At 74.6% G+C, this 19,076-nt stretch carries 13 protein-coding genes; 11 read left to right on the top strand and 2 right to left on the bottom strand.

Annotated elements, in window-relative coordinates; translation table 11 throughout:
- Nucleotides 1–73: 73 nt before the first annotated feature.
- The 6 genes from GA0070214_RS12145 (at nucleotide 74) to GA0070214_RS12120 (ending at nucleotide 12,496) form a co-directional block, all read left to right on the top strand.
- Nucleotides 74–3,340 carry an efflux RND transporter permease subunit gene (locus tag GA0070214_RS12145; RefSeq protein ID WP_091262213.1) on the top strand — a complete coding sequence of 1,089 codons (3,267 nt, stop codon included), beginning with the start codon at nucleotides 74–76 and terminating at the stop codon, nucleotides 3,338–3,340.
- Between the two features lie 164 nt (nucleotides 3,341–3,504).
- Nucleotides 3,505–4,326 carry a polysaccharide deacetylase family protein gene (locus tag GA0070214_RS12140; RefSeq protein ID WP_091262211.1) on the top strand — a complete coding sequence of 274 codons (822 nt, stop codon included), beginning with the start codon at nucleotides 3,505–3,507 and terminating at the stop codon, nucleotides 4,324–4,326.
- Between the two features lie 9 nt (nucleotides 4,327–4,335).
- Complete coding sequence (locus GA0070214_RS12135; RefSeq protein WP_091262209.1) at nucleotides 4,336–5,580, top strand: MFS transporter; 1,245 nt, start codon at nucleotides 4,336–4,338, stop codon at nucleotides 5,578–5,580.
- Nucleotides 5,581–5,652: 72 nt separating this feature from the next.
- Nucleotides 5,653–6,597: a homoserine kinase gene (gene thrB, locus GA0070214_RS12130; protein WP_091262208.1), complete on the top strand. Its 945-nt coding sequence runs from the start codon at nucleotides 5,653–5,655 to the stop codon at nucleotides 6,595–6,597.
- 293 nt (nucleotides 6,598–6,890) lie between these two features.
- On the top strand, nucleotides 6,891–8,909 hold the full coding sequence (rho, locus tag GA0070214_RS12125) for a transcription termination factor Rho (protein ID WP_091262206.1): 2,019 nt from the start codon (nucleotides 6,891–6,893) through the stop codon (nucleotides 8,907–8,909).
- A gap of 140 nt (nucleotides 8,910–9,049) precedes the next feature.
- Nucleotides 9,050–12,496 carry a phosphodiester glycosidase family protein gene (locus GA0070214_RS12120; protein WP_091262204.1) on the top strand — a complete coding sequence of 1,149 codons (3,447 nt, stop codon included), beginning with the start codon at nucleotides 9,050–9,052 and terminating at the stop codon, nucleotides 12,494–12,496.
- Between the two features lie 88 nt (nucleotides 12,497–12,584).
- Here the strand turns inward: GA0070214_RS12120 and GA0070214_RS12115 are convergent, their stop codons facing one another.
- The gene (locus tag GA0070214_RS12115) at nucleotides 12,585–13,481 is read right to left on the bottom strand and encodes a phosphatase domain-containing protein (protein ID WP_091262202.1); all 897 of its coding nucleotides are present in this window, start codon (nucleotides 13,479–13,481) and stop codon (nucleotides 12,585–12,587) included.
- 242 nt (nucleotides 13,482–13,723) lie between these two features.
- On the opposite strand from GA0070214_RS12115, the gene rpmE reads away from it, so the two are divergent.
- Together rpmE and prfA are read left to right on the top strand one after the other, a co-directional pair.
- Complete coding sequence (gene rpmE / locus GA0070214_RS12110) at nucleotides 13,724–13,948, top strand: 50S ribosomal protein L31 (RefSeq protein WP_091262200.1); 225 nt, start codon at nucleotides 13,724–13,726, stop codon at nucleotides 13,946–13,948.
- Between the two features lie 109 nt (nucleotides 13,949–14,057).
- On the top strand, nucleotides 14,058–15,146 hold the full coding sequence (gene prfA / locus GA0070214_RS12105; protein ID WP_091262197.1) for a peptide chain release factor 1: 1,089 nt from the start codon (nucleotides 14,058–14,060) through the stop codon (nucleotides 15,144–15,146).
- Nucleotides 15,147–15,158: 12 nt separating this feature from the next.
- Here the strand turns inward: prfA and GA0070214_RS12100 are convergent, their stop codons facing one another.
- Nucleotides 15,159–16,712 carry a GGDEF domain-containing protein gene (locus GA0070214_RS12100; RefSeq protein WP_091262195.1) on the bottom strand — a complete coding sequence of 518 codons (1,554 nt, stop codon included), beginning with the start codon at nucleotides 16,710–16,712 and terminating at the stop codon, nucleotides 15,159–15,161.
- 73 nt (nucleotides 16,713–16,785) lie between these two features.
- On the opposite strand from GA0070214_RS12100, the gene prmC reads away from it, so the two are divergent.
- Genes prmC through GA0070214_RS12085 form a run of 3 tightly spaced genes read left to right on the top strand, consistent with a single transcriptional unit; the run spans nucleotide 16,786 to nucleotide 18,989 of the window.
- Nucleotides 16,786–17,733: a peptide chain release factor N(5)-glutamine methyltransferase gene (gene prmC / locus GA0070214_RS12095; protein ID WP_208602745.1), complete on the top strand. Its 948-nt coding sequence runs from the start codon at nucleotides 16,786–16,788 to the stop codon at nucleotides 17,731–17,733.
- Nucleotides 17,733–18,377 carry an L-threonylcarbamoyladenylate synthase gene (locus GA0070214_RS12090; protein WP_091263067.1) on the top strand — a complete coding sequence of 215 codons (645 nt, stop codon included), beginning with the start codon at nucleotides 17,733–17,735 and terminating at the stop codon, nucleotides 18,375–18,377. The genes prmC and GA0070214_RS12090 overlap by 1 nt, the downstream gene beginning before the upstream one ends.
- Nucleotides 18,378–18,989 (top strand): arsenate reductase/protein-tyrosine-phosphatase family protein, encoded by a 612-nt coding sequence (locus GA0070214_RS12085; protein ID WP_091262191.1) that lies wholly within the window; start codon nucleotides 18,378–18,380, stop codon nucleotides 18,987–18,989. It abuts the gene before it with no gap.
- Nucleotides 18,990–19,076: the final 87 nt, after the last annotated feature.

The following is a 19,076-nucleotide window of genomic DNA, read 5'->3' as shown; positions in this document are numbered from 1 at the left end:
GCGTGGGAGCGTGATCGGGTGCGGCAGACTCCAGAGCACCCCGTACACCCCTTTCCAGGAGTGAGTAACGCCCATGTCGCTGCTCGCCAGATTCAGTCTCGCCAACCGGGGCCTGATCGCCCTCATCGCACTGGTGACCGCGGCGTTCGGGGCGTTCGCCGTGCCGTCGCTGAAGCAGCAGCTGCTGCCGTCGCTGGAGTTTCCCGCCGCGTTCATCGTCGCGCCCTTCCCGGGCGCCGCGCCGGAGATCGTCGAGTCCCAGGTCGCCGAGCCGATCGAGAACAGCCTCCAGGGCATCCCGGGGCTGGAGAAGGTCACCTCCACCTCGCGCGAGGGCTCCGCGACCGTCCAGGTGCAGTACGAGTTCGGCACCGACCTGGACGACGTGGTCAACAAGATGCAGACCGCGCTGAGCCGGATCGACGCCCAGCTCCCCGAGGGCGTCGACCCGCAGGTGATCGCCGGCAGCACCGACGACCTGCCCGCCGTGGTGGTCGCCGCGACCGGCGGCGGCGACGAGCAGGCGTTGGCCGAGAAGCTGCGCGCCACCGTCGTACCCGAGCTGGAAGGGCTGGACGGGGTCCGCACGGTCGACGTGACCGGCGCCCGCGACCAGGTCGTGACCATCGTCCCCGACCCGGCGAAGCTGGCCGCGGCCCGGCTCGCTCCGACCGCGATCGCCCAGGCGCTGAAGACCAACGGCGTGGCGCTGCCGGCCGGCGCGGTGACCGACGGGAGCCGCTCCCTGCCGGTGCAGGTCGGCACCCCGATCCGCACCGTGGACGACCTGCGCGGGATCGTGCTCAGCACCGCACCCGCCGCCCCGGTACGCCTCGGCGACGTGGCCCGCGTGGAGCAGCAGCTCGCCCCGGCCACCGCCTTCACCCGCACCAACGGCAAGCCCAGCCTCGGCATCGCCGTCACGGCCTCGCCGGACGGCAACGCGGTGGCCATCTCGCACGACATCCGGGACCGCCTGGACGAGCTGGAGGCCGCCTCCGGAGCCGACCTGACCGTGGTCTTCGACCAGGCCCCGTTCGTCGAGCGGTCCATCGAGAGCCTCACCACCGAGGGCCTGCTCGGCCTGCTCATGGCGGTCGTGGTGATCCTGGTCTTCCTGCTCTCGGTCCGCTCGACCGTGGTCACCGCGGTCTCCATCCCGCTGTCGGTGCTGGTCGCGCTGATCGTGCTGTGGGCCGGCGACTACTCGCTGAACCTGCTCACCCTCGGCGCGCTGACCATCGCCGTCGGCCGGGTGGTCGACGACTCGATCGTGGTGCTGGAGAACATCAAGCGGCATCTGGAGTACGGCGAGCCGAAGCGGGACGCCATCCTGGCCGCCGTCCGCGAGGTGGCCGGCGCGGTGACCGCCTCCACCCTCACCACGGTCGCCGTCTTCGCGCCGATCGCCCTGGTGGGCGGCTTCGTCGGGCAGCTCTTCGCGCCGTTCGCGATCACCGTGACGGTGGCCCTGCTCGCCTCGCTGCTGGTCTCGCTGACCGTGATCCCGGTCCTGGCGTACTGGTTCCTCAAGCCGCCGCGCGGCGGGGCCGACGAGGCCGCGGCCCGGCACGCTGCCGCGGAGAAGGAGCTGCGCAGCCCGTTGCAGCGGGCGTACCTGCCGGTGATCGGCTTCGCCACCCGCTCCCGGGGAACCCGCTGGGCCACCGTGGCGCTGGGCCTGCTGGTGCTGTTCGGCACCTTCGGCCTGGCGCAGAAGCTGGAGACCAACTTCCTGGACGACTCCGGCCAGGACACCCTGGCCATCCAGCAGGAGCTGCCGGCGGGCACCGGGCTGACCGGCACCGACCAGGCCGCCGCGCGGGTCGAGGAGATCCTCCGGCGCACGCCAGGCGTGGCGACCTATCAGGTCAGCGCGGGTGGCGGCGACAACCCGTGGGCGGGCGGCGGCAACGACACCGCCTCCTGGTCGCTGGCGCTCACCGACGACACCGACGCCGCGGAGGTTCGCGAGAAGCTGCGCACCGAGTTCGACGCGCTGGGCGCGGAGGCCGGTGAGCTGACCTTCGGTGGCGGGCAGAACGCCTCGGCCAACCAGCTCGAGGTGGTCGTGCAGGCCGCCGACCAGGACACGCTGACCCGGGCCGCCGAGGCCGTCCGGGACGCGATGGCCGGCACGGCGGGGGTCGAGGACGTCACCACCGGCCTGGCCACCCGGGTGCCCCGGGTGGAGGTGACCGTGGACCGGGTCGCCGCGGCCCGCGCCGGGCTGACCGAGGCGGCCGTGGGGCAGGTCGTCGCGCAGGCGTACCGGGGGGCGCCGCTGGGCCAGGTCACCCTGGACGGCACCCCGCAGAACGTGGTGCTGAGCACCGGGGCCCGGCCGCCGCTGAGCGTGGCCGAGCTGCGGGCGCTGCCGGTCGGGCCGGTGAAGCTGGACGACATCGCCGACGTGAACCAGGTCGAGGGCCCGCAGCAGGTGACCCGGATCGACGGCGAGCGGAGCGTGTCGGTGACCGGCACGGCGACCGGCTCGAACCTCGGCGCCACCACGCAGGAGCTGCAGAAGAAGCTGGACGCGCTGGACGTGCCGGGGGCGACGTTCGTCATCGGCGGGGTCAGCGCGGACCAGGCCGACGCCTTCGCCGACCTGGGGCTGGCCGTGCTGGCCGCGATCGCGATCGTGTTCCTGATCATGGTGGGCACGTTCCGTAGCCTGACCCAGGCGCTGATCCTGCTGATCTCCGTGCCGTTCGCGGCGACCGGCGCGATCGGGCTGCTGCTGCTCACCGGGACCCCGCTGGGGGTGCCGGCGCTGATCGGCGTGCTCATGCTGGTCGGCATCGTGGTGACCAACGCCATCGTGCTGCTCGACCTGATCAACCAGTACCGGGGACAGGGCATGGGCGTGACCGAGGCGGTGGTCGAGGGCGGCCGGCGCCGGCTGCGCCCGATCCTCATGACCGCGGTCGCCACCGTGTTCGCGCTGCTGCCCATGGCGTTCGGCCTGACCGGTGAGGGCGGCTTCATCTCCAAGCCGCTGGCCGTCGTGGTGATCGGCGGTCTGCTCAGCTCGACGCTGCTCACGCTGATCCTGGTGCCGACGCTCTACACGATGGTGGAGCGCACGAAGGAGTCCGTCCGCGAGCGCCGGGCGCGCCGCCGGGGCACGCCGGTGCCCGCCGAACCGCCGGCCCCGGCGCCGGCCCGGGTCCCGGTGACCGTCGGGGGTGGGGAGGGCCCGGCCGAGGCCGCCGCCCCGGCCGCCGACCCGCCGGCCCGCCCGGCGCCCTCGGCCGCGCTGATCGACGGTACGGACCAGTTCGAGGTGCTCCGGCTGCCCAAGAGCCGCCGGTCCCCGCTCCCGCCGACGGAGTAGGCGCAGGATCCCCGGAAGAGGTGGCCGTCCCCTGGACGGCCACCTCTTCCGTTGTGGGGCATGGAACGCCGCCTGGGCACGGTACGGTGAGTGAGATTACATGTACTCTCTGTGGCGTAGTGCCCCGATGTGCCGGGGCGGCCGGCCGGAGCGGGAGCGGGGCGATGGCGGAGGGCGTGGCCCGGTGGACCCGGCGCAGGGTGCTGCGCCGCACCGCGCTGCTGGCGGGAGGCGCCGCGCTGGGCTCCGCCGGGACCTCGCAGACCACCTGGATCGCCGACCGCCGGCTCCCGCTGGCCGGCGGTCCGGCCAGCGCCACGCTGGGCAGCCGCTACCAGCAGGTGGGCGGCGGCGGGGTCGAGGTGGTCTGGGCGGTCCGCACCGCCGACCCGCTGGTCGCGCTCACCTTCGACGACGGGCCGCAGCCACAGTGGACCCCGATGGTGCTGGACACCCTGGCCGAGCACCGGGTGCCGGCCACCTTCTTCCTGGTCGGGGAACGGGCCCGCCGGCACGCCGCGCTGGTTTACGACCGGCTCGGCGGGCACGAGGTGGGCAACCACAGCTGGGCGCACCACGACCTGGCCCGGATGGACGCCCGTGCCGCCTACGACGACCTGCGGCGCAGCCACGAGGCCATCGCGGCGGCCACCGGGGTGGCGCCCCGGTTGCTCCGCCCGCCCTGGGGGCACCTGGGCGGCGCGGTGCTCCACGCCGCCGCCCGGCTCAACTACCGGCTGGTCCTCTGGACGCTCCAGATGGTCGAGGGGGAGTACCCGCACGACCCCGCCGGGCACGCCCGGCGGATCGTGGCCGACGTGCGGCCGGGCACGATCCTGCTCGGCCACGACGTCGGCCCCGGGCGGCGGCTGGTCGCGTTGCGGGGGCTGCCCGACATGATCACCGGGCTGCGCGCCCGGGGCTACACCTTCGTCACCGTCTCCGACCTGCTCCGCCGCGCTGCCGTGCTGGGAGCGGCCCGATAGGGTTCCGGCGTGTCACCCACCGTCTCGGTCCTCGTCCGCAACCGCGACTTCCGCAACCTCTTCCTCGCCGAACTGGTGGTCTTCGGAGCCGACTGGTTCGTCATGGTGCCGCTGCTCGTGCTCCTGCCGGCGCTGACCGGCAGCGGGGTGTGGGGCGCGCTGGTGCTCGCCGTGGACACCGGCATGACCGCCCTGCTGCTCCCGTACACCGGCACCATCGCCGACCGGTTCGACCGCCGGAAGATCATGATGGCGGCGAACCTCGCGGCGCTGGCCGGCATCCTGCTGCTGCTCGGCGTCCGCAATGCCGGCACCGCCTGGCTGGCCCTCGTGTCGATCGCCGCCGTGGCGGTGGCGAAGGCGTTCTACTCGCCGGCCGCCCAGGCCGCCCTGCCCAACGTGCTCGACCCCGCCGACCTGGCCGCCGGCAACGCGATCGCCGGCTCGGCCTGGGGCACCATGACGGTGGTCGGCGCCTCGCTCGGCGGCATGCTGAGCGCCGCCGCCGGCCCGTACGCGAGCTTCTGGGTGGCGGCGGCCGGCCTGGCCGGGGCGGCGGGCCTGGCCGCGCGGATCCGCCGCCCGTTGCAGGCGCCACGCGACCCGGCGGCGGTCGTCCCGCGCACCTGGCCGGCGATCCGCGAGGCGCTGGGCTACATCGCCCACCGGCCGCGGGTGCTCGCCCTGGTCACCGTGAAGTCGGCGGTCGGCCTGGGCAACGGCGTGCTGACCGTCTTCCCGCTGCTCGCCGGGCTGTACGGGGTCGGCGCCATCGGCACCGGCCTGCTCTTCGCCTCCCGCGGCGCCGGCGCGCTGGTCGGCCCGATCCTGATGCGCCGGGTGCTCAGCAACCGCGCCTGGCTGCTGACCGGCCTGGCCCTGTCGATGTCCCTCTACGGCCTGGCCTACGTCGGGGTCTCGGTGGTGAGCTGGTTCCCGCTGGTGCTGGTGCTGGTCTTCCTGGCCCACCTGGGCGGCGGCAGCAACTGGGTGCTCTCCAACTACGCCCTGCAGGGCGAGGTGCCGGACCGGTTGCGCGGCCGGGTCTTCGCCACCGACATGATGCTGGCGACCCTGGCCATCTCGGTCAGCCAGCTGGTCGTGGCCCTGGTGGTCGACGCGGTCGACGAGCGCGTCGTGCTGGCCGGCTGCGGCCTGGTCACGGTGGTCTACGCGGCGGGCTGGCGACTCGCGACCCGGCGGCTGTCGCTCACCGACCCGGTCGAGGAGCAGGAGACCTGCCGCACCCCGTGAGCGGGAGGGCTCGCCCTTCCCACGGTCCGGGCGATCCGGCGCGCCGTCGGTGCCGGGACCTAGCATGAGCCCGTGCCGACGACTTTCACCTCCGGTGCGGTCCGGGTCCGGGTGCCCGCGACCAGCGCGAACCTCGGCCCGGGCTTCGACTCGCTCGGGCTGGCCCTCGGGCTGCACGACGACGTGGCGGCCGAGGTGACCGCCGGCGGCGTACGGGTGGCGGTGACCGGGGAGGGCGCCGGCGAGCTGCCCGGCGACGACCGGCACCTGGTGGTGACCGCCATGCGGGCGGCCTTCGACGTGCTCGGGGCGCAGCCGGCCGGGCTGGCCCTGGAGTGCGTCAACCGGATCCCCCAGGCCCGCGGCCTCGGCTCCTCCTCGGCGGCCATCGTGGCCGGGGTCCTGTTGGCCCGGGCGCTGGTCGCCGACGGCGCGGCGCGGCTGGACGACGCCGCCGCGCTCCGGCTGGCCTCCGAGCTGGAGGGCCACCCGGACAACGTGGCGCCCTGCCTGCTCGGCGGCTTCACGGTCGCCTGGACGGAGCCGGCCGGCGCCCGGGCGATCACGCTGCCCGTGGCGGAGGCGGTCCGGCCCACCGTCTTCGTGCCGGGCGAGCGCGGGCTGACCTCGGTCGCCCGGGCGGCGCTGCCGGCCGCCGTGCCGCACGGCGACGCCGCGCTGAACGCCGGCCGGGCCGCGCTGCTGGTGCACGCGCTGACCGCCGAGCCGGCGCTGCTGCTGCCGGCCACCGTCGACCGGCTGCACCAGGACTACCGGGCCGAGGGGATGCCGGCCACCGCCGCACTGGTGGGCGCGCTGCGTGCGGCCGGTGTGGCGGCTGTGGTCAGTGGGGCGGGCCCGACCGTCCTGGCGTTGTCCGAGGTCCCCGCGGGATTCCAGGCGGGAACAGATTGGCGCCGGTGGGAGTTGCCGATAGACGTCAGCGGTGCCCGGGTCGCCCGGGGTAGACTTGGACACGCCGAGCGGGACCCTGTTGCCGCAGGTCGGATGAGTTGATTACGCTCTACACCTAGCACAGCCGCGAAGCATGCGATCTCCTGCGGGTCGGCGCACCCCCGAAGCTCTCGGCGGTCAGCCCGTCACCCCTGCCAAGGCCCACGCCGCACCGCAGTTTCCACAGGTCGCCGCAGACGGCGAGACCTGCTCACCGATGTTGGTGAGTCGGGAAACCGACCGGCTGCTGTGTCACAGACTCCCGCGACGCGTCCATGCGAGGCGGGTGCACCGAGGCCGCCCGGCCACCTGTTCTCGACTCCGGGCAGCCCCGGCCTATCGAGGGAAGGACTCCATTGAGCGACACCACCGACGTGACGTCGGATGTTTCCAACGTCGCTGGCGATGCCACCACTGCCGCCCCCACACGCCGTCGGCGCAGCGGCACCGGCCTGTCGGCGATGCTGCTGCCTGAGCTCCAGAGCCTGGCCGCGTCGCTCGGGATCTCCGGTACGGCTCGCATGCGCAAGGGCGAGCTGATCAGCGCGATCACCGAGCGGCAGGGCGGCGCCGCCGCCGGAACCCCTCGACCGCGGGCCGAGGTCGCGGCCGCGGCCGCTCCCGCCCGCGAGGAGGTGCACGCCGAGGTCCGCGAGGAGCGGGCCGAGAGCGAGCGCACCGCCGCGCCGGCGGCCGAGGCGACCGAGGGCCGCACCCGCAGCCGCCGGAGCCGTGCGGCCGCCGCGACCGCCGAGGCGCGGCCGGCCGAGACGCGTGCCGAGGAGGCTCCCGCCGAGACCGGCGAGCGGGCCGAGCGCGGCGAGCGGGCCGAGCGCGGTGACCGTGCCGAGCGCGGTGACCGTGCCGAGCGTGGCGAGCGGGCCGAGGGCCGGGGCCGCGAGCGGGCCGAGCGCACCGACCGTGGCGAGCGGGCCGAGCGTGGCGGTGACCGGGCCGAGCGCACCGACCGTGGCGAGCGGGCCGAGCGCGGCGAGCGCAACGAGCGGGCCGAGCGCGGTGACCGGGGCGAGCGCAACGAGCGCAACGACCGGGGTGACCGCAACGACCGCGGCGACCGTAACGACCGGGGCCAGCGCGCCGAGCGCAACGACGACGGTGACGACGACGGCGAGGGCGGCGGCCGGCGCGGCCGGCGCAGCCGGTTCCGGGACCGCCGGCGCGGCCGTGGCGAGCGTGCCGAGGGCGGCGACGGTGGCGGCCGCGAGCCGCAGGTCGGCGAGGACGACGTGCTCGTCCCGGTGGCCGGCATCATCGACGTGCTCGACAACTACGCCTTCGTCCGGACCACCGGCTACCTGGCCGGCCCGAACGACGTGTACGTCTCGATGTCCCAGATCAAGAAGTACGGCCTGCGGCGCGGTGACGCGATCACCGGCGCCGTGCGGGCCGCCCGGGACGGCGAGCAGCGGCGGGACAAGTACAACCCGCTGGTCCGGCTCGACACCATCAACGGCATGGAGCCGGACGAGGCGAAGCGCCGGCCCGAGTTCTACAAGCTCACTCCGCTGTACCCGCAGGAGCGGCTGCGGCTGGAGACCGAGCCGAACGTGCTGACCACCCGGGTCATCGACCTGGTGATGCCGATCGGCAAGGGCCAGCGGGCGCTGATCGTCTCGCCGCCGAAGGCGGGTAAGACGATGGTGCTGCAGGCGATCGCGAACGCGATCACCCGCAACAACCCGGAGTGCCACCTCATGGTGGTGCTGGTCGACGAGCGGCCGGAAGAGGTCACCGACATGCAGCGGTCGGTGAAGGGCGAGGTCATCGCGGCCACGTTCGACCGCCCGCCGCAGGACCACACCACGGTGGCGGAGCTGGCGATCGAGCGGGCCAAGCGCCTGGTCGAGCTGGGCCACGACGTGGTCGTGCTGCTCGACTCGGTGACCCGGCTCGGCCGGTCGTACAACCTGGCGGCGCCGGCCAGCGGCCGGATCATGTCGGGTGGTATCGACTCCACCGCGCTCTACCCGCCGAAGCGCTTCCTGGGCGCGGCGCGGAACATCGAGAACGGCGGCTCGCTGACCATCCTCGCGACGGCGCTGGTGGAGACCGGCTCGATGGCCGACACGGTCATCTTCGAGGAGTTCAAGGGCACCGGCAACGCCGAGCTGAAGCTGGACCGGAAGATCGCCGACAAGCGGGTCTTCCCGGCGATCGACATCAACCCCTCCGGCACCCGCAAGGAGGAGGTCCTGCTCGCGCCGGAGGAGCTGGCGATCGTCCACAAGCTCCGCAAGGTGCTGCACTCGCTGGACTCGCAGGCGGCGCTCGACCTCCTGCTGGACCGGCTCAAGCAGTCCCGCACGAACATCGAGTTCCTGATGCAGATCGCGAAGTCCACCCCGGGCGAGTGATCTGAGGAGTTCCCGAGAGAGGGGCACGGCCTGCGGGCCGTGCCCCTCTTCGCGTACCCGGGCGGCGAGCCGTGAAGTTTTTCTTCGGTTAAGCCGGAGGGTATTGAAACTTCTGTTCATTCTCGGGTTGACTGTGGTCCATGCGAATCCGCAGTCGATCCGCCCGTCTTGCCGGCGTCCTGCTGCTGACGCCGCTGCTCACCGTCACCGCCCCGGTCCCGCCGGGTGCGGCGGCGGCCGTGGCCCAGCCGCACACCCCGGCCGAGGACGCGCCCGCCGCCTCCTCCCGTCCCGACTCCGCGGTCGCCCTCGCCGCCGACTCCGGTGTGGAGCCGGCCGGCGGACTGGAGACCGCGAAGACCACCCGTCCGGTCGCCCCCGGACTCGACCTGACCTCCTTCGACCGGTACGACGCCGACGGCTGGCTGCGGGCCGACGCCCTCACCGCCGACCTCTCCGGCGACGTCACCGTCGACTACGTCAACTCCGGCGCCGTCACCCGCGACGAGCCGCTGCGTGCGGCGGTGGACCGCTCCCGGGCGGTGGCCGCGGTCAACGGCGACTTCTTCGACATCAACGCCTCCGGCGCCGCGCAGGGCATCGGCATCCGCTCCGGCGAGCTGGTGCAGTCGCCGGTCGCCGGGCACACCAACGCCGCCGCGATCAGCGCCGAGGGCATCGGGCGGGTCGTCCAGGTCGGCTTCGAGGGCACCGCGACCCTGCCCGCCGGCCCGGTGCCGCTGACCCAGTTCAACAACATGGTGCAGCCGGGCGGCGTGGGCGTCTTCACCCCGCTCTGGGGCACGTACACCCGCAAGCGGGCCGTCGAGGGCGCGGCGCGGGTCGTCGAGGTGACGGTGACCGGCGGCCGGGTCGCGACCGTGGCCACCACGGCGGGGGAGGGCCCGATCCCGGCCGGGACCACGGTGGTGCTCGGCCGTGAGGCCGGCGCCGACGCCCTCGCGGCGCTGCGCCCCGGCGACCCGGTCGACCTGACCTGGCGGCCGAAGGCGTCCGACGGGAGCAGCCCGCGCGCCGCGGTCGGTGGCGGCAGCGTGCTGGTCCGCGACGGCGTGGTCCAGACCATCGCCGACCAGAGCCTCGCGCCGCGCACCTCGGTCGGCTTCTCGGCCGACGGCCGCCGGATGATCCTGCTGACCGTGGACGGCCGGCAGGTGGACAGCCGGGGCGTCACCCAGACCGAGATGGGCCGGATGATGGTCGAGCTGGGCGCGTGGAACGCGCTCAACCTCGACGGCGGCGGCTCCTCCACCCTGCTGGCCCGGGAGCCGGGCGCGGCGGCGGTCCAGGTGGAGAACAGCCCCTCGGACGGCAGCGAGCGGCCGGTGCCGAACGGCCTGGCCATCTACGCGCCGGAGGGCAGCGGCCGGCTCACCGGCTACTGGCTGGAGACCGCGACCGACCCGACCGCCGCGCCGGGCGTCGCCCCGATCCGCGGCGGCCGCCCGGACCGGGTCTTCCCCGGCCTCACCCGCCGGCTCACCGCGGCGGGCTACGACGAGACGTACGGGCCGGCCGCCGGCGCGCCGCACTGGCGGGCCAACCCGGCCGCCCAGGGCACCGTGGACGACGGGGTGTTCCGGGCCGGGAAGCCCGGGCGCAGCACCGTCACCGCCTGGCGCGAAGAGGCGCGGGGCACGCTCGACCTCACCGTGCTCGGCCCGCTGCAGCGCATCGACTCCACGGTGGACCGGCTCGGCCTCAACCAGCAGGGCGACACCGGCCTGTTCGGCGTGGTCGGCTACGACGCGGAGGGCAACACCGCGCCGATCGAGCCGGCCGACCTGAAGCTGGCGTACGACCACGACCTGCTCGACGTCACCCCCACCGCGGACGGCAACCTCGCGGTCAAGGCGCTCGGTGACGGCTCCGCGCTGGTCACCGTGCGGGTCGGCGCGAAGACCACGGTGCTCCCGGTCACCGTCGGGCTCACCGACGTGCCGGTCGCCGGCTTCGACGACGCCGCCTCCTGGAAGTTCAGCCAGGCGCGGGCCAGCGGTTCGGTCGCCCCGGCCGAGGGGCACACCGGCACCGGCCTGAGGATGTCGTACGACTTCGGCCAGTCCACCGGCACCCGCGCCGCGTACGCGGACCCGCCGGCCTGGATCCCGGTCCCCGGCCAGCCGCAGGCGTTCGGCATGTGGATCAAGAGCAACGGCACGGGCGAATGGCCCAGCCTGCACCTGCACGACGCGCAGGACACCCAGTTCGTGCTGCGCGGCCCCTACCTGACCTGGACCGGCTGGCGGTACGTCGAGTTCACGGTGCCGCCCGGCGTGCAGTACCCGGTGCGGGTGCGCCGGTTCTACGTGGCCGAGACCGACCCGGCCAAGCAGTACAAGAGCGAGGTCGTCATCGACGACCTCGTGGCCCGGGTGCCCCCGACGGTGCAGGCGCCGGAGGAGCCGAACATCACCGACCGGGTGGTGCTGCGGGACGGCACTGTGGATGGTGCGCCCTGGCGCTTCGCGGTCATGTCCGACGCCCAGTTCGTGGCGGCGAACCCGGACAGCGACCTGGTCGCCCAGGCCCGCCGCACACTCCGCGAGATCCGCGCGGCGAAGCCCGACTTCCTGGTCATCGACGGGGACTTCGTTGACACCGCCTACCCGGCGGACTTCGCGCTGGCCAAGCGGATCCTCGACGAGGAACTGGGCGGCGAGCTGCCCTACTACTACGTCCCGGGCAACCACGAGATCATGGGCGCCCCGATCGACAACTTCCGCAGCGTGTTCGGGGACACTTCACGGGTCTTCGACCACGAGGGCACCCGCTTCGTCACCCTGAGCACGGCCACCGGCTCGCTGCGCGGCGGCGGGTTCGACCAGGTGGAGCTGCTGCGGAACACGCTCGACGCGGCGGCCACCGACCCGGCGGTCGGTTCGGTCACCGTGCTCTTCCACCACCCGCCCCGTGATCCCAGCCCGGCCAAGGCCAGCCAGCTCGGCGACCGGAAGGAGGCCGCCCTCGTGGAGCAGTGGCTGGCCGACTTCCAGCACCGCACCGGCAAGGGCGCGCTCATGGTCAACGGGCACGTGGGCACCTTCCACGCCGACCGGGTGGACGGCGTGCCGTACGTGGTCAACGGCAACTCGGGCAAGGATCCGTCCACCCCTCCCCAGCTCGGCGGCTTCACGGGCTGGACCGAGTTCGGCGTCGACCCGGTGACCCCGCAGGAGGCGGAGCGGGCCCGCCGGGACCCGCTCGCCGAGGGCCCGAGCTGGATCGCGGCGGAGTTCCACGCCCACGTCGACCGCCTCGCCCTGGCCGCCCCGGCCGAGGTCGCGGTCGGCGCCCCGGCCGCGGTCACGGCCACGATCACCCAGCCCGGTGGCCGTACCGTCCCGGTGGCCGCCCCGGTCAGCGCCGACTGGTCCGGCTCGCCCAACCTGCACATCGGCACCGCAGATGACGTGAAGCCCTGGCACGTGGCCCGGTTCGACCCGGCGACCGGCCGGCTGACCGCGCTGCGCCCCGGCGTGCAGGTGCTGCTCGCGGTCACCGTCAACGGCGTCCGCGCCGAGGCGGCGGTGACCACCGCGGCGGCGGAGGCGCCCGCCGCCTGACCGGCCCCGCGGCGGTCCACGCCGCCCGGCCGGCCGCCCGCCGGCGGGCTCCTCGACCTGGGGGAGGAGCCCGCCGGCGGTCGCGGCGTCAGAAGTCGCCCTCGGCGACCTGGAACACGGTCAGGCCGAGTGAGCGCCACATCCGGACCACCTGCTGCCGGTCGTCGAAGACACCGACCACCCGGTAGCGGTCCCTGATCTCCCGCTCGTAGATCTCCTGCTTCACCACGGCGTCCTTGCGGTGGTCGCCGACGGCCCGCAGGTGCAGCGCCAGGTAGGGCACCCGGACGTGCCGGGCCAGCCACGCCTCGGTGTCGGCCCGGGCCGTGGCGTCCCGGCCGGAGCAGAAGACCACCCCGTGCCCCGCCGCGTGCATGGCCCGCACCGCCGCGATGACCGCCTCGTTGGGGGCGTCCTCGCCGACCCGGGTCATGTCGTACGGGCTGCGCGACACGGTCAGCGCCACCGTGCCGTCGATGTCGACCAGCACGATGTCGGGGCGCTCGGGGCCTTCCTGCTCCACGCGGGCCGGGCCGCCGGTCCGGGCGGTCGGCACCGGCAGCGGCAGCGCCCGGTTCGCCAGGTAGCGCTCGTGCAGCCGGCGGATCGCCGCCTCGCCGACCCGGTCCACCTCGGGGCGCGCCGCGTCCCGGCGCAGGCACTCCTCCAGCGGGACGTCGGTGAAGTCGTGCACCTCGAACGCCGCGCCGTACCGGGCGGCCAGCTCGGCCCAGTCCCGCAGGGTGCGTGAGCGCAGGTTGGTGTCGTCCACGCAGACGCTCACCCGGGCCGCCAGCAGCGCCTCCACCTGGGCCCGCTGCACGCGGGTGACCTGTCCCTCGGCCCACTGGGTGAAGAGCCGCTCGCCGTGCATCATGCGGCGCAGGTCGTCCCGGTTGATCCGGACCACGCCGGGCTGGAGCCGGCGGGCGAAGGTGCTCTTGCCGGAGGCGGGCAGCCCGCGGGTGGCGATCAGCCGGAACATCCCGTACCTCCCGTTCATCCCTCTCCCCGCCTCCACGAATGCCCCCGGGACGGGCGGGAATGCGTACCGGGAGGCGAGCGTTACTCCTGCCGGACCTGGTTGTGCGGCCCGCCCGACGGGCCGGCGGAAGCGCATGGCACACTGGTCAATCGGCCACCGGTTCCGGTTCACGCCCGAGCCCGTCGTGACGACGGGGAGCACGACGGCGACCCGGCGACCACCGACGAAAGGACCGAGGCGACATGAAGCCCAACATCCACCCGGAGTACGTGACCACCGAGGTCCGCTGCTCCTGCGGCAACACGTTCACGACCCGCAGCACCGCCAAGGGCGGTTCGATCAGCGTCGAGACCTGCAGCGCCTGCCACCCGTTCTACACGGGCAAGCAGCGCGTGCTGGACACCGCCGGCCGGGTCGCGAAGTTCCAGCAGAAGTACGCCAAGGTTCAGGCCAAGAAGGCCAAGTAGCTCCGTCGACGACGCCCGTGTCCGGCTCCGTGCCGGGCACGGGCGTTCGTCCGTTCGTGCCCGTTTCCGCCCGTCCCTGCCGGGTCGTCGCCGAAGGAGCATCCGCAGCATGAGCAGTGAGCGCCTGGCCGCCCTCCTCGACGAGTACGCCGAGCTGGAGCAGCGCCTGGCCGACCCCGCCATCCACGCCGACCAGGGCACCGCCCGCCGGGTCGGCCGGCGCTACGCGGAGCTGGTCCCGCTGCACAAGGCCGCCGGCGAGCTGGAGCAGGCGCGGGCCGACCTGGCCGCCGCCCGCGAGCTGGCCGCCGAGGACCCGGCCTTCGCCGCCGAGGCCGAGGCGATCGCGGCGTCAATGCCGGCGCTCGAGGAACGGCTGGCCGAGCTGCTGATCCCGCGCGACCCGCACGACGCCAAGGACGTGATCGTCGAGATCAAGGCCGGCGAGGGTGGCGAGGAGTCGGCGCTGTTCGCCGGCGACCTGCTGCGCATGTACACCCGCTATGCCGAGCGGCGCGGTTGGGTCACCGAGGTGATCGACGCGCAGGACTCCGACCTCGGCGGGGTCAAGGACGTCTCCCTGGCGATCAAGACCAAGGGCGTGCCGGAGGGCGGCAACGGGGTCTGGTCCCGGCTCAAGTGGGAGGGCGGCGTGCACCGGGTGCAGCGCGTTCCGGTGACCGAGTCGCAGGGCCGGATCCACACCAGCGCGGCCGGCGTGCTGGTGCTGCCCGAGGCCGAGGACGTGGACGTCACCATCGACCCGAACGAGCTGCGGATCGACGTGTTCCGCTCGTCCGGGCCGGGCGGCCAGTCGGTCAACACCACCGACTCGGCGGTCCGGATCACCCACGTGCCCACCGGGATCGTGGTCTCCTGCCAGAACGAGAAGTCGCAGTTGCAGAACCGCGAGCAGGCCATGCGCATCCTGCGGGCCCGGCTGCTGGCCGCCGCCCAGGAGCAGGCCGACGCGGCCGCCTCCGACGCCCGCAAGGCGCAGGTGCGCACCGTGGACCGGTCGGAGCGGATCCGCACCTACAACTTCCCGCAGAACCGGATCACCGACCACCGGATCGGCTACACGGCCTACAACCTCGACCTGGCGCTGGGCGGCGAGCTGGACGGGGTGCTCGACGCCCTGGGCGAGGCCGACCGCGCCGCCCGGCTGGCCGGCGAGACGGAGCTGGCCCGGCGCTGACCCGCCCCGCACTCAGGAGGCGCGGAGGCGGTCCTTGGCGCGCAGCATCTCCCGGTCGGCCAGCTCGAACGCGGCGCCCAGCGCCTCCCGGACGCTCACCCCGCCGCCCCCGTCGACCTCGGCGAAGCCGATGCTTACGCCCACCGGGGTGCCGGGGACCAGGGACTCCCAGTCCTCGGTGTGCACGGCGGCCTGGATCCGCCGGGCCACCTCGGACGCCTCGGCCATGCCGGTCTCCGGCAGCACCACGACGAACTCGTCCCCGCCGTAGCGGGACACGAAGTCGCCCCGCCGCATCACCCGGTTGATCACCCCGGCGATGCGTTGCAGCACCAGGTCGCCGGAGTGGTGCCCGTGCCGGGTGTTGACCGCCTTGAACCCGTCGAGGTCGCAGACGCCGATCACCACCCGCTCACCCCGGGCCACCACGGCGGCGATGTAGCGCTCCAGCCGCCGCCGGTTGGGCAGCCCGGTGAGCGGGTCGGTCAGCGCCTCGCCCTCGTAGCGGGCGGCCTCGCGGCGCATCTCCTCGTGGTCGATCCGGGCGGCGATGCCGTCGATGTAGACGTCCCGCAGCCGGTCGCTGCGCTGCGCGGCCAGCCGGAACGCGTGCCGGTCGGCCCGGTGCGCGGCGGCGTGGTCACCGGCCCGGGCGAGCGCGATGCTGCGCAGCCGGGGCGCCTCGGCGGCACCCAGCGTCTCGTCGGACACCCGGATGGTGTCCAGCCGGGTGACCGCCTCGATCGGGCGGCCCTCGCCGACGGCCAGGCAGACCTGACCGAGCTGGCGCAGGTCACGGGCGCGGGCGCTGTCGCCGCCGTGCCCGATCAGCCGGGCCGGGTCGGCGTCCCCGCCGGAATCCACCCGGTCGCCCAGCGCGGCCCGCCGGGCCGCCGCGTAGCCGTAGGCGGCCAGGCTGCTCGGCCGCAGGCTGCCGGCCCGCCCGGCGCGCAGGAACCGCGCCAGGTCGCCGGCCACGTCGCGGAGCACCCGCAGGCAGCCGTCGCTGTCGCCGTTGTGGTCCAGCGCCACCGCGTTGCGCAGCCGGATGCCGGGCGCGGCGAAGGTCTCCTCCGGAATGCCCGCGGTCAGCCCCACCTGGCGGGCGCGCTCGATCGCGCCGAGCGCGTGCCCGTGGAAGCTCAGGTAGGAGTAGGCCATGGCCAGGTCGTGCCAGCCCCAGGCGGTGTCCCGGTCCGGGTCGTCGTCGGCGCTCAGCGCCCGGGCCGCCCGGACCAGGTGCGTGACGCAGCGGTCCAGCGCGCCCTGGTGGTGCGCGGCGAGCGCGGCGAGCGCGTTGAGGTGCCCGTGCAGGTAGGGCTCGGCCAGGTCCCGTACGGCGGCGGAGGCCTCCTCGATGGCCCGGGTGAACTCGGCCGTCCGACCGAGATTGATCAGTGCGGAGAGGCGCTGCACCAGGGCGTCCGCCCGCGTGCACGGGTCGTCGGTGGTGCGGATGACCCGGTCCAGCAGCGCGCACGCCTCCGCCGAGCGGCTGACCTCCTGCAACGCCCGGGCGCGCCGGAGGGCGTCAACCTGGTCCTCGACCCGGTCGAGCCAGCCCACTCGCGACCTCCTGTAGGTGTGCGCCCGGACGCACCCGCTCGTGAGGTGACCCGCGACGCTTCATGATTATGTCGTGACCTCCCTCCCGCAACACCCGTCCGAAGGGTCAGAACGCGAGCGCCCCTCACTGGTGGTCGCCCGTGCGGCCCGGGCCCTGGCCGCGGCGGGCGTCGAGGCGGCCCGCGCCGAGGCCGAGCAGCTGGCCGCGTACGTGCTGGACGTGCCGCGCGGCCGGCTGGCGCTGGCCGACGGGTTCACCCCGGCCCAGCGCGACCGCCTCGACACGCTGGTCGACCGGCGGGTGGCCCGGGAACCCCTCCAGCACCTCACCGGCACCGCCGGCTTCCGCCATCTGGAGCTGGCGGTCGGCCCGGGCGTCTTCGTGCCCCGGCCGGAGACCGAACTGCTCGCCGGCTGGGGGATCGAGCAGGCGGGCCGGCGGGGCGAGCCGCTGGTCGTCGACCTGTGCAGCGGGTCCGGCGCGATCGCCCTGGCGGTCGCCCAGGAGCTGCCGTCGGCCCGGGTCGTGGCGGTGGAGCGGTCCCCGGCGGCGCTGGACTGGCTGCGCCGCAACGCCGCCGAGCGGGCCGCCGCCGGGGACCGGCCGATCGAGGTGGTCGCCGCCGACGTCACCGACCCGGCGCTCCTCGCCGACCTGGTGGGCCGGGTCGACGTGCTGCTCTGCAACCCGCCGTACGTGCCCCGGTCGGTGGCGGTGCCGCCCGAGGTGGCCGGCCACGACCCGGACGAGGCGGTGTTCGGCGGCGCGGACGGGCTGGACGTCATCCGCCCGGTGGTGGACCGGGCCGCCGCCCTGCTGCGCCCCGGCGGCGTGCTCGGCGTCGAGCACGACGACACCCACGCCACGGCGGTGCCCGCGCTGCTCGCCGCGGACGGCCGCTACGAGCGGGTCGAGGAGCACGCCGACCTGGTCGGGCGGCCCCGGTACGCGACCGCGTCCCGCCGGGCGGACGGCCAGCACGCCGACCCCGCCCCGGCGTGGCAGACTGGCTCCTCGTGATGCTCTACGACTGTCGGTCGCCCGCCGACCGGGACCGCGGCATCGAGGCGGCCATCGAGGCGGTCAAGAACGGGGAGCTCGTCGTCCTGCCGACCGACACGGTCTACGGCATCGGCGCCGACGCCTTCACCCCGTACGCCGTGAAGGCCCTCGCGGACGCCAAGGGTGGCACCCGGCAGGCGCCGCCGGTGCTGATCGGTTCCCGGCACACCCTCGACGGCCTGGTCTTCTCGCTGCCCCGTTCGGCCCGCGAGCTGGTCGAGGCGTTCTGGCCGGGCGCGCTGACCATCGTGGTCGAGCACTCCCCGAGCCTGGCCTGGGACCTGGGCGACTCCAGCGGCACGGTGGCGGTGCGGATGCCGCTGCACCCGGTGGCGCTGGAGGTGCTGCGGGAGACCGGGCCGATGGCGGTGGCCTCGGCCAACAAGGTCGGCCAGCCGGCCGCGCTCACCGCCGAGGAGGCGCGCGACCAGCTCGGCTACGGTGTCCGCGCCTACCTGGAGGCCGGCCCGGCGCTGGACCCGGTGCCGAGCACCATCGTCGACCTGACCGGCGAGGTGCCCCGGGTGCTGCGGCAGGGCGCGGTGACGCTGGAGAAGCTGCGCGACGTGGTGCCGGACATCCTCGACGAGCGGGGGGTCTGAGTGCCGCCGTTCACCGTGCTGCACGTCTGCATGGGCAACATCTGCCGGTCCCCGATGGCCGAGCGGCTGCTGGTGCTCGCCGTCCGCGAGCGGCTCGGGCGGCTCGGCGTCGATCCGGAGCGCTCCGACGAGCTGGTGCACAGCCACAGCGCCGGCACCGGCGGCTGGCACGCCGGCGAGGAGATGAACCCGCCGGCGGCCCGCCAGGTGACCTCGCGGGGTGGCGCGGTGGACGGGTTCGCCGCCCGCCGGCTCCGCTCCGACCTCATCGATGCCGCCGACCTGGTCCTCACGGCCACCGCCGACCAGCACGAGTACGTGGTGGCGCTGCGCCCGGACGCCGCCGGGCGCACCTTCGTGCTGGGCGAGTTCGGCCGGCTGCTCGGCGCGCTGGACCGGGCCGGGCTGCCCCCGGTGGAGGCCACCCCCGACTCGGTGTACGCCCGGGGCGTCGCGCTGGTCGAGGCCGCGGACGCGGCACGCCAGGGCAGCAGCGCACTGCCCACCGACGACCTCGACGACCCCTGGGGTCGCGGTGACCAGTGCTTCAGCCGGGTGGCCGACGAGATCGAGGAGACCGTCCAGCCGCTGGCCACCGCGCTGCTTCCCTGAGGTTCATCCTTTCTCGCGAACTTCCTGCGCGTTTCGCCGAAGATTGCGGCGAAACCGCCGATTCCGGTCATTCTGAACGGGTCCGTA

Source organism: Micromonospora chaiyaphumensis (assembly GCF_900091435.1).
Lineage (GTDB): Bacteria > Actinomycetota > Actinomycetes > Mycobacteriales > Micromonosporaceae > Micromonospora > Micromonospora chaiyaphumensis.
This window is presented reverse-complemented; position numbering and strand designations above follow the sequence as displayed.

Bases quoted from the DNA above. Each gene is read 5' to 3' on its own strand.
- GA0070214_RS12140 (WP_091262211.1), top strand. From the start codon at position 3,505: ATGGCGGAGGGCGTGGCCCGGTGGACCCGGCGCAGGGTGCTGCGCCGC.
- prfA (WP_091262197.1), top strand. From the start codon at position 14,058: ATGAGCAGTGAGCGCCTGGCCGCCCTCCTCGACGAGTACGCCGAGCTG.
- rpmE (WP_091262200.1), top strand. From the start codon at position 13,724: ATGAAGCCCAACATCCACCCGGAGTACGTGACCACCGAGGTCCGCTGC.
- GA0070214_RS12115 (WP_091262202.1), bottom strand. From the start codon at position 13,481: ATGTTCCGGCTGATCGCCACCCGCGGGCTGCCCGCCTCCGGCAAGAGC.
- GA0070214_RS12090 (WP_091263067.1), top strand. From the start codon at position 17,733: ATGCTCTACGACTGTCGGTCGCCCGCCGACCGGGACCGCGGCATCGAG.
- GA0070214_RS12120 (WP_091262204.1), top strand. From the start codon at position 9,050: ATGCGAATCCGCAGTCGATCCGCCCGTCTTGCCGGCGTCCTGCTGCTG.
- GA0070214_RS12145 (WP_091262213.1), top strand. From the start codon at position 74: ATGTCGCTGCTCGCCAGATTCAGTCTCGCCAACCGGGGCCTGATCGCC.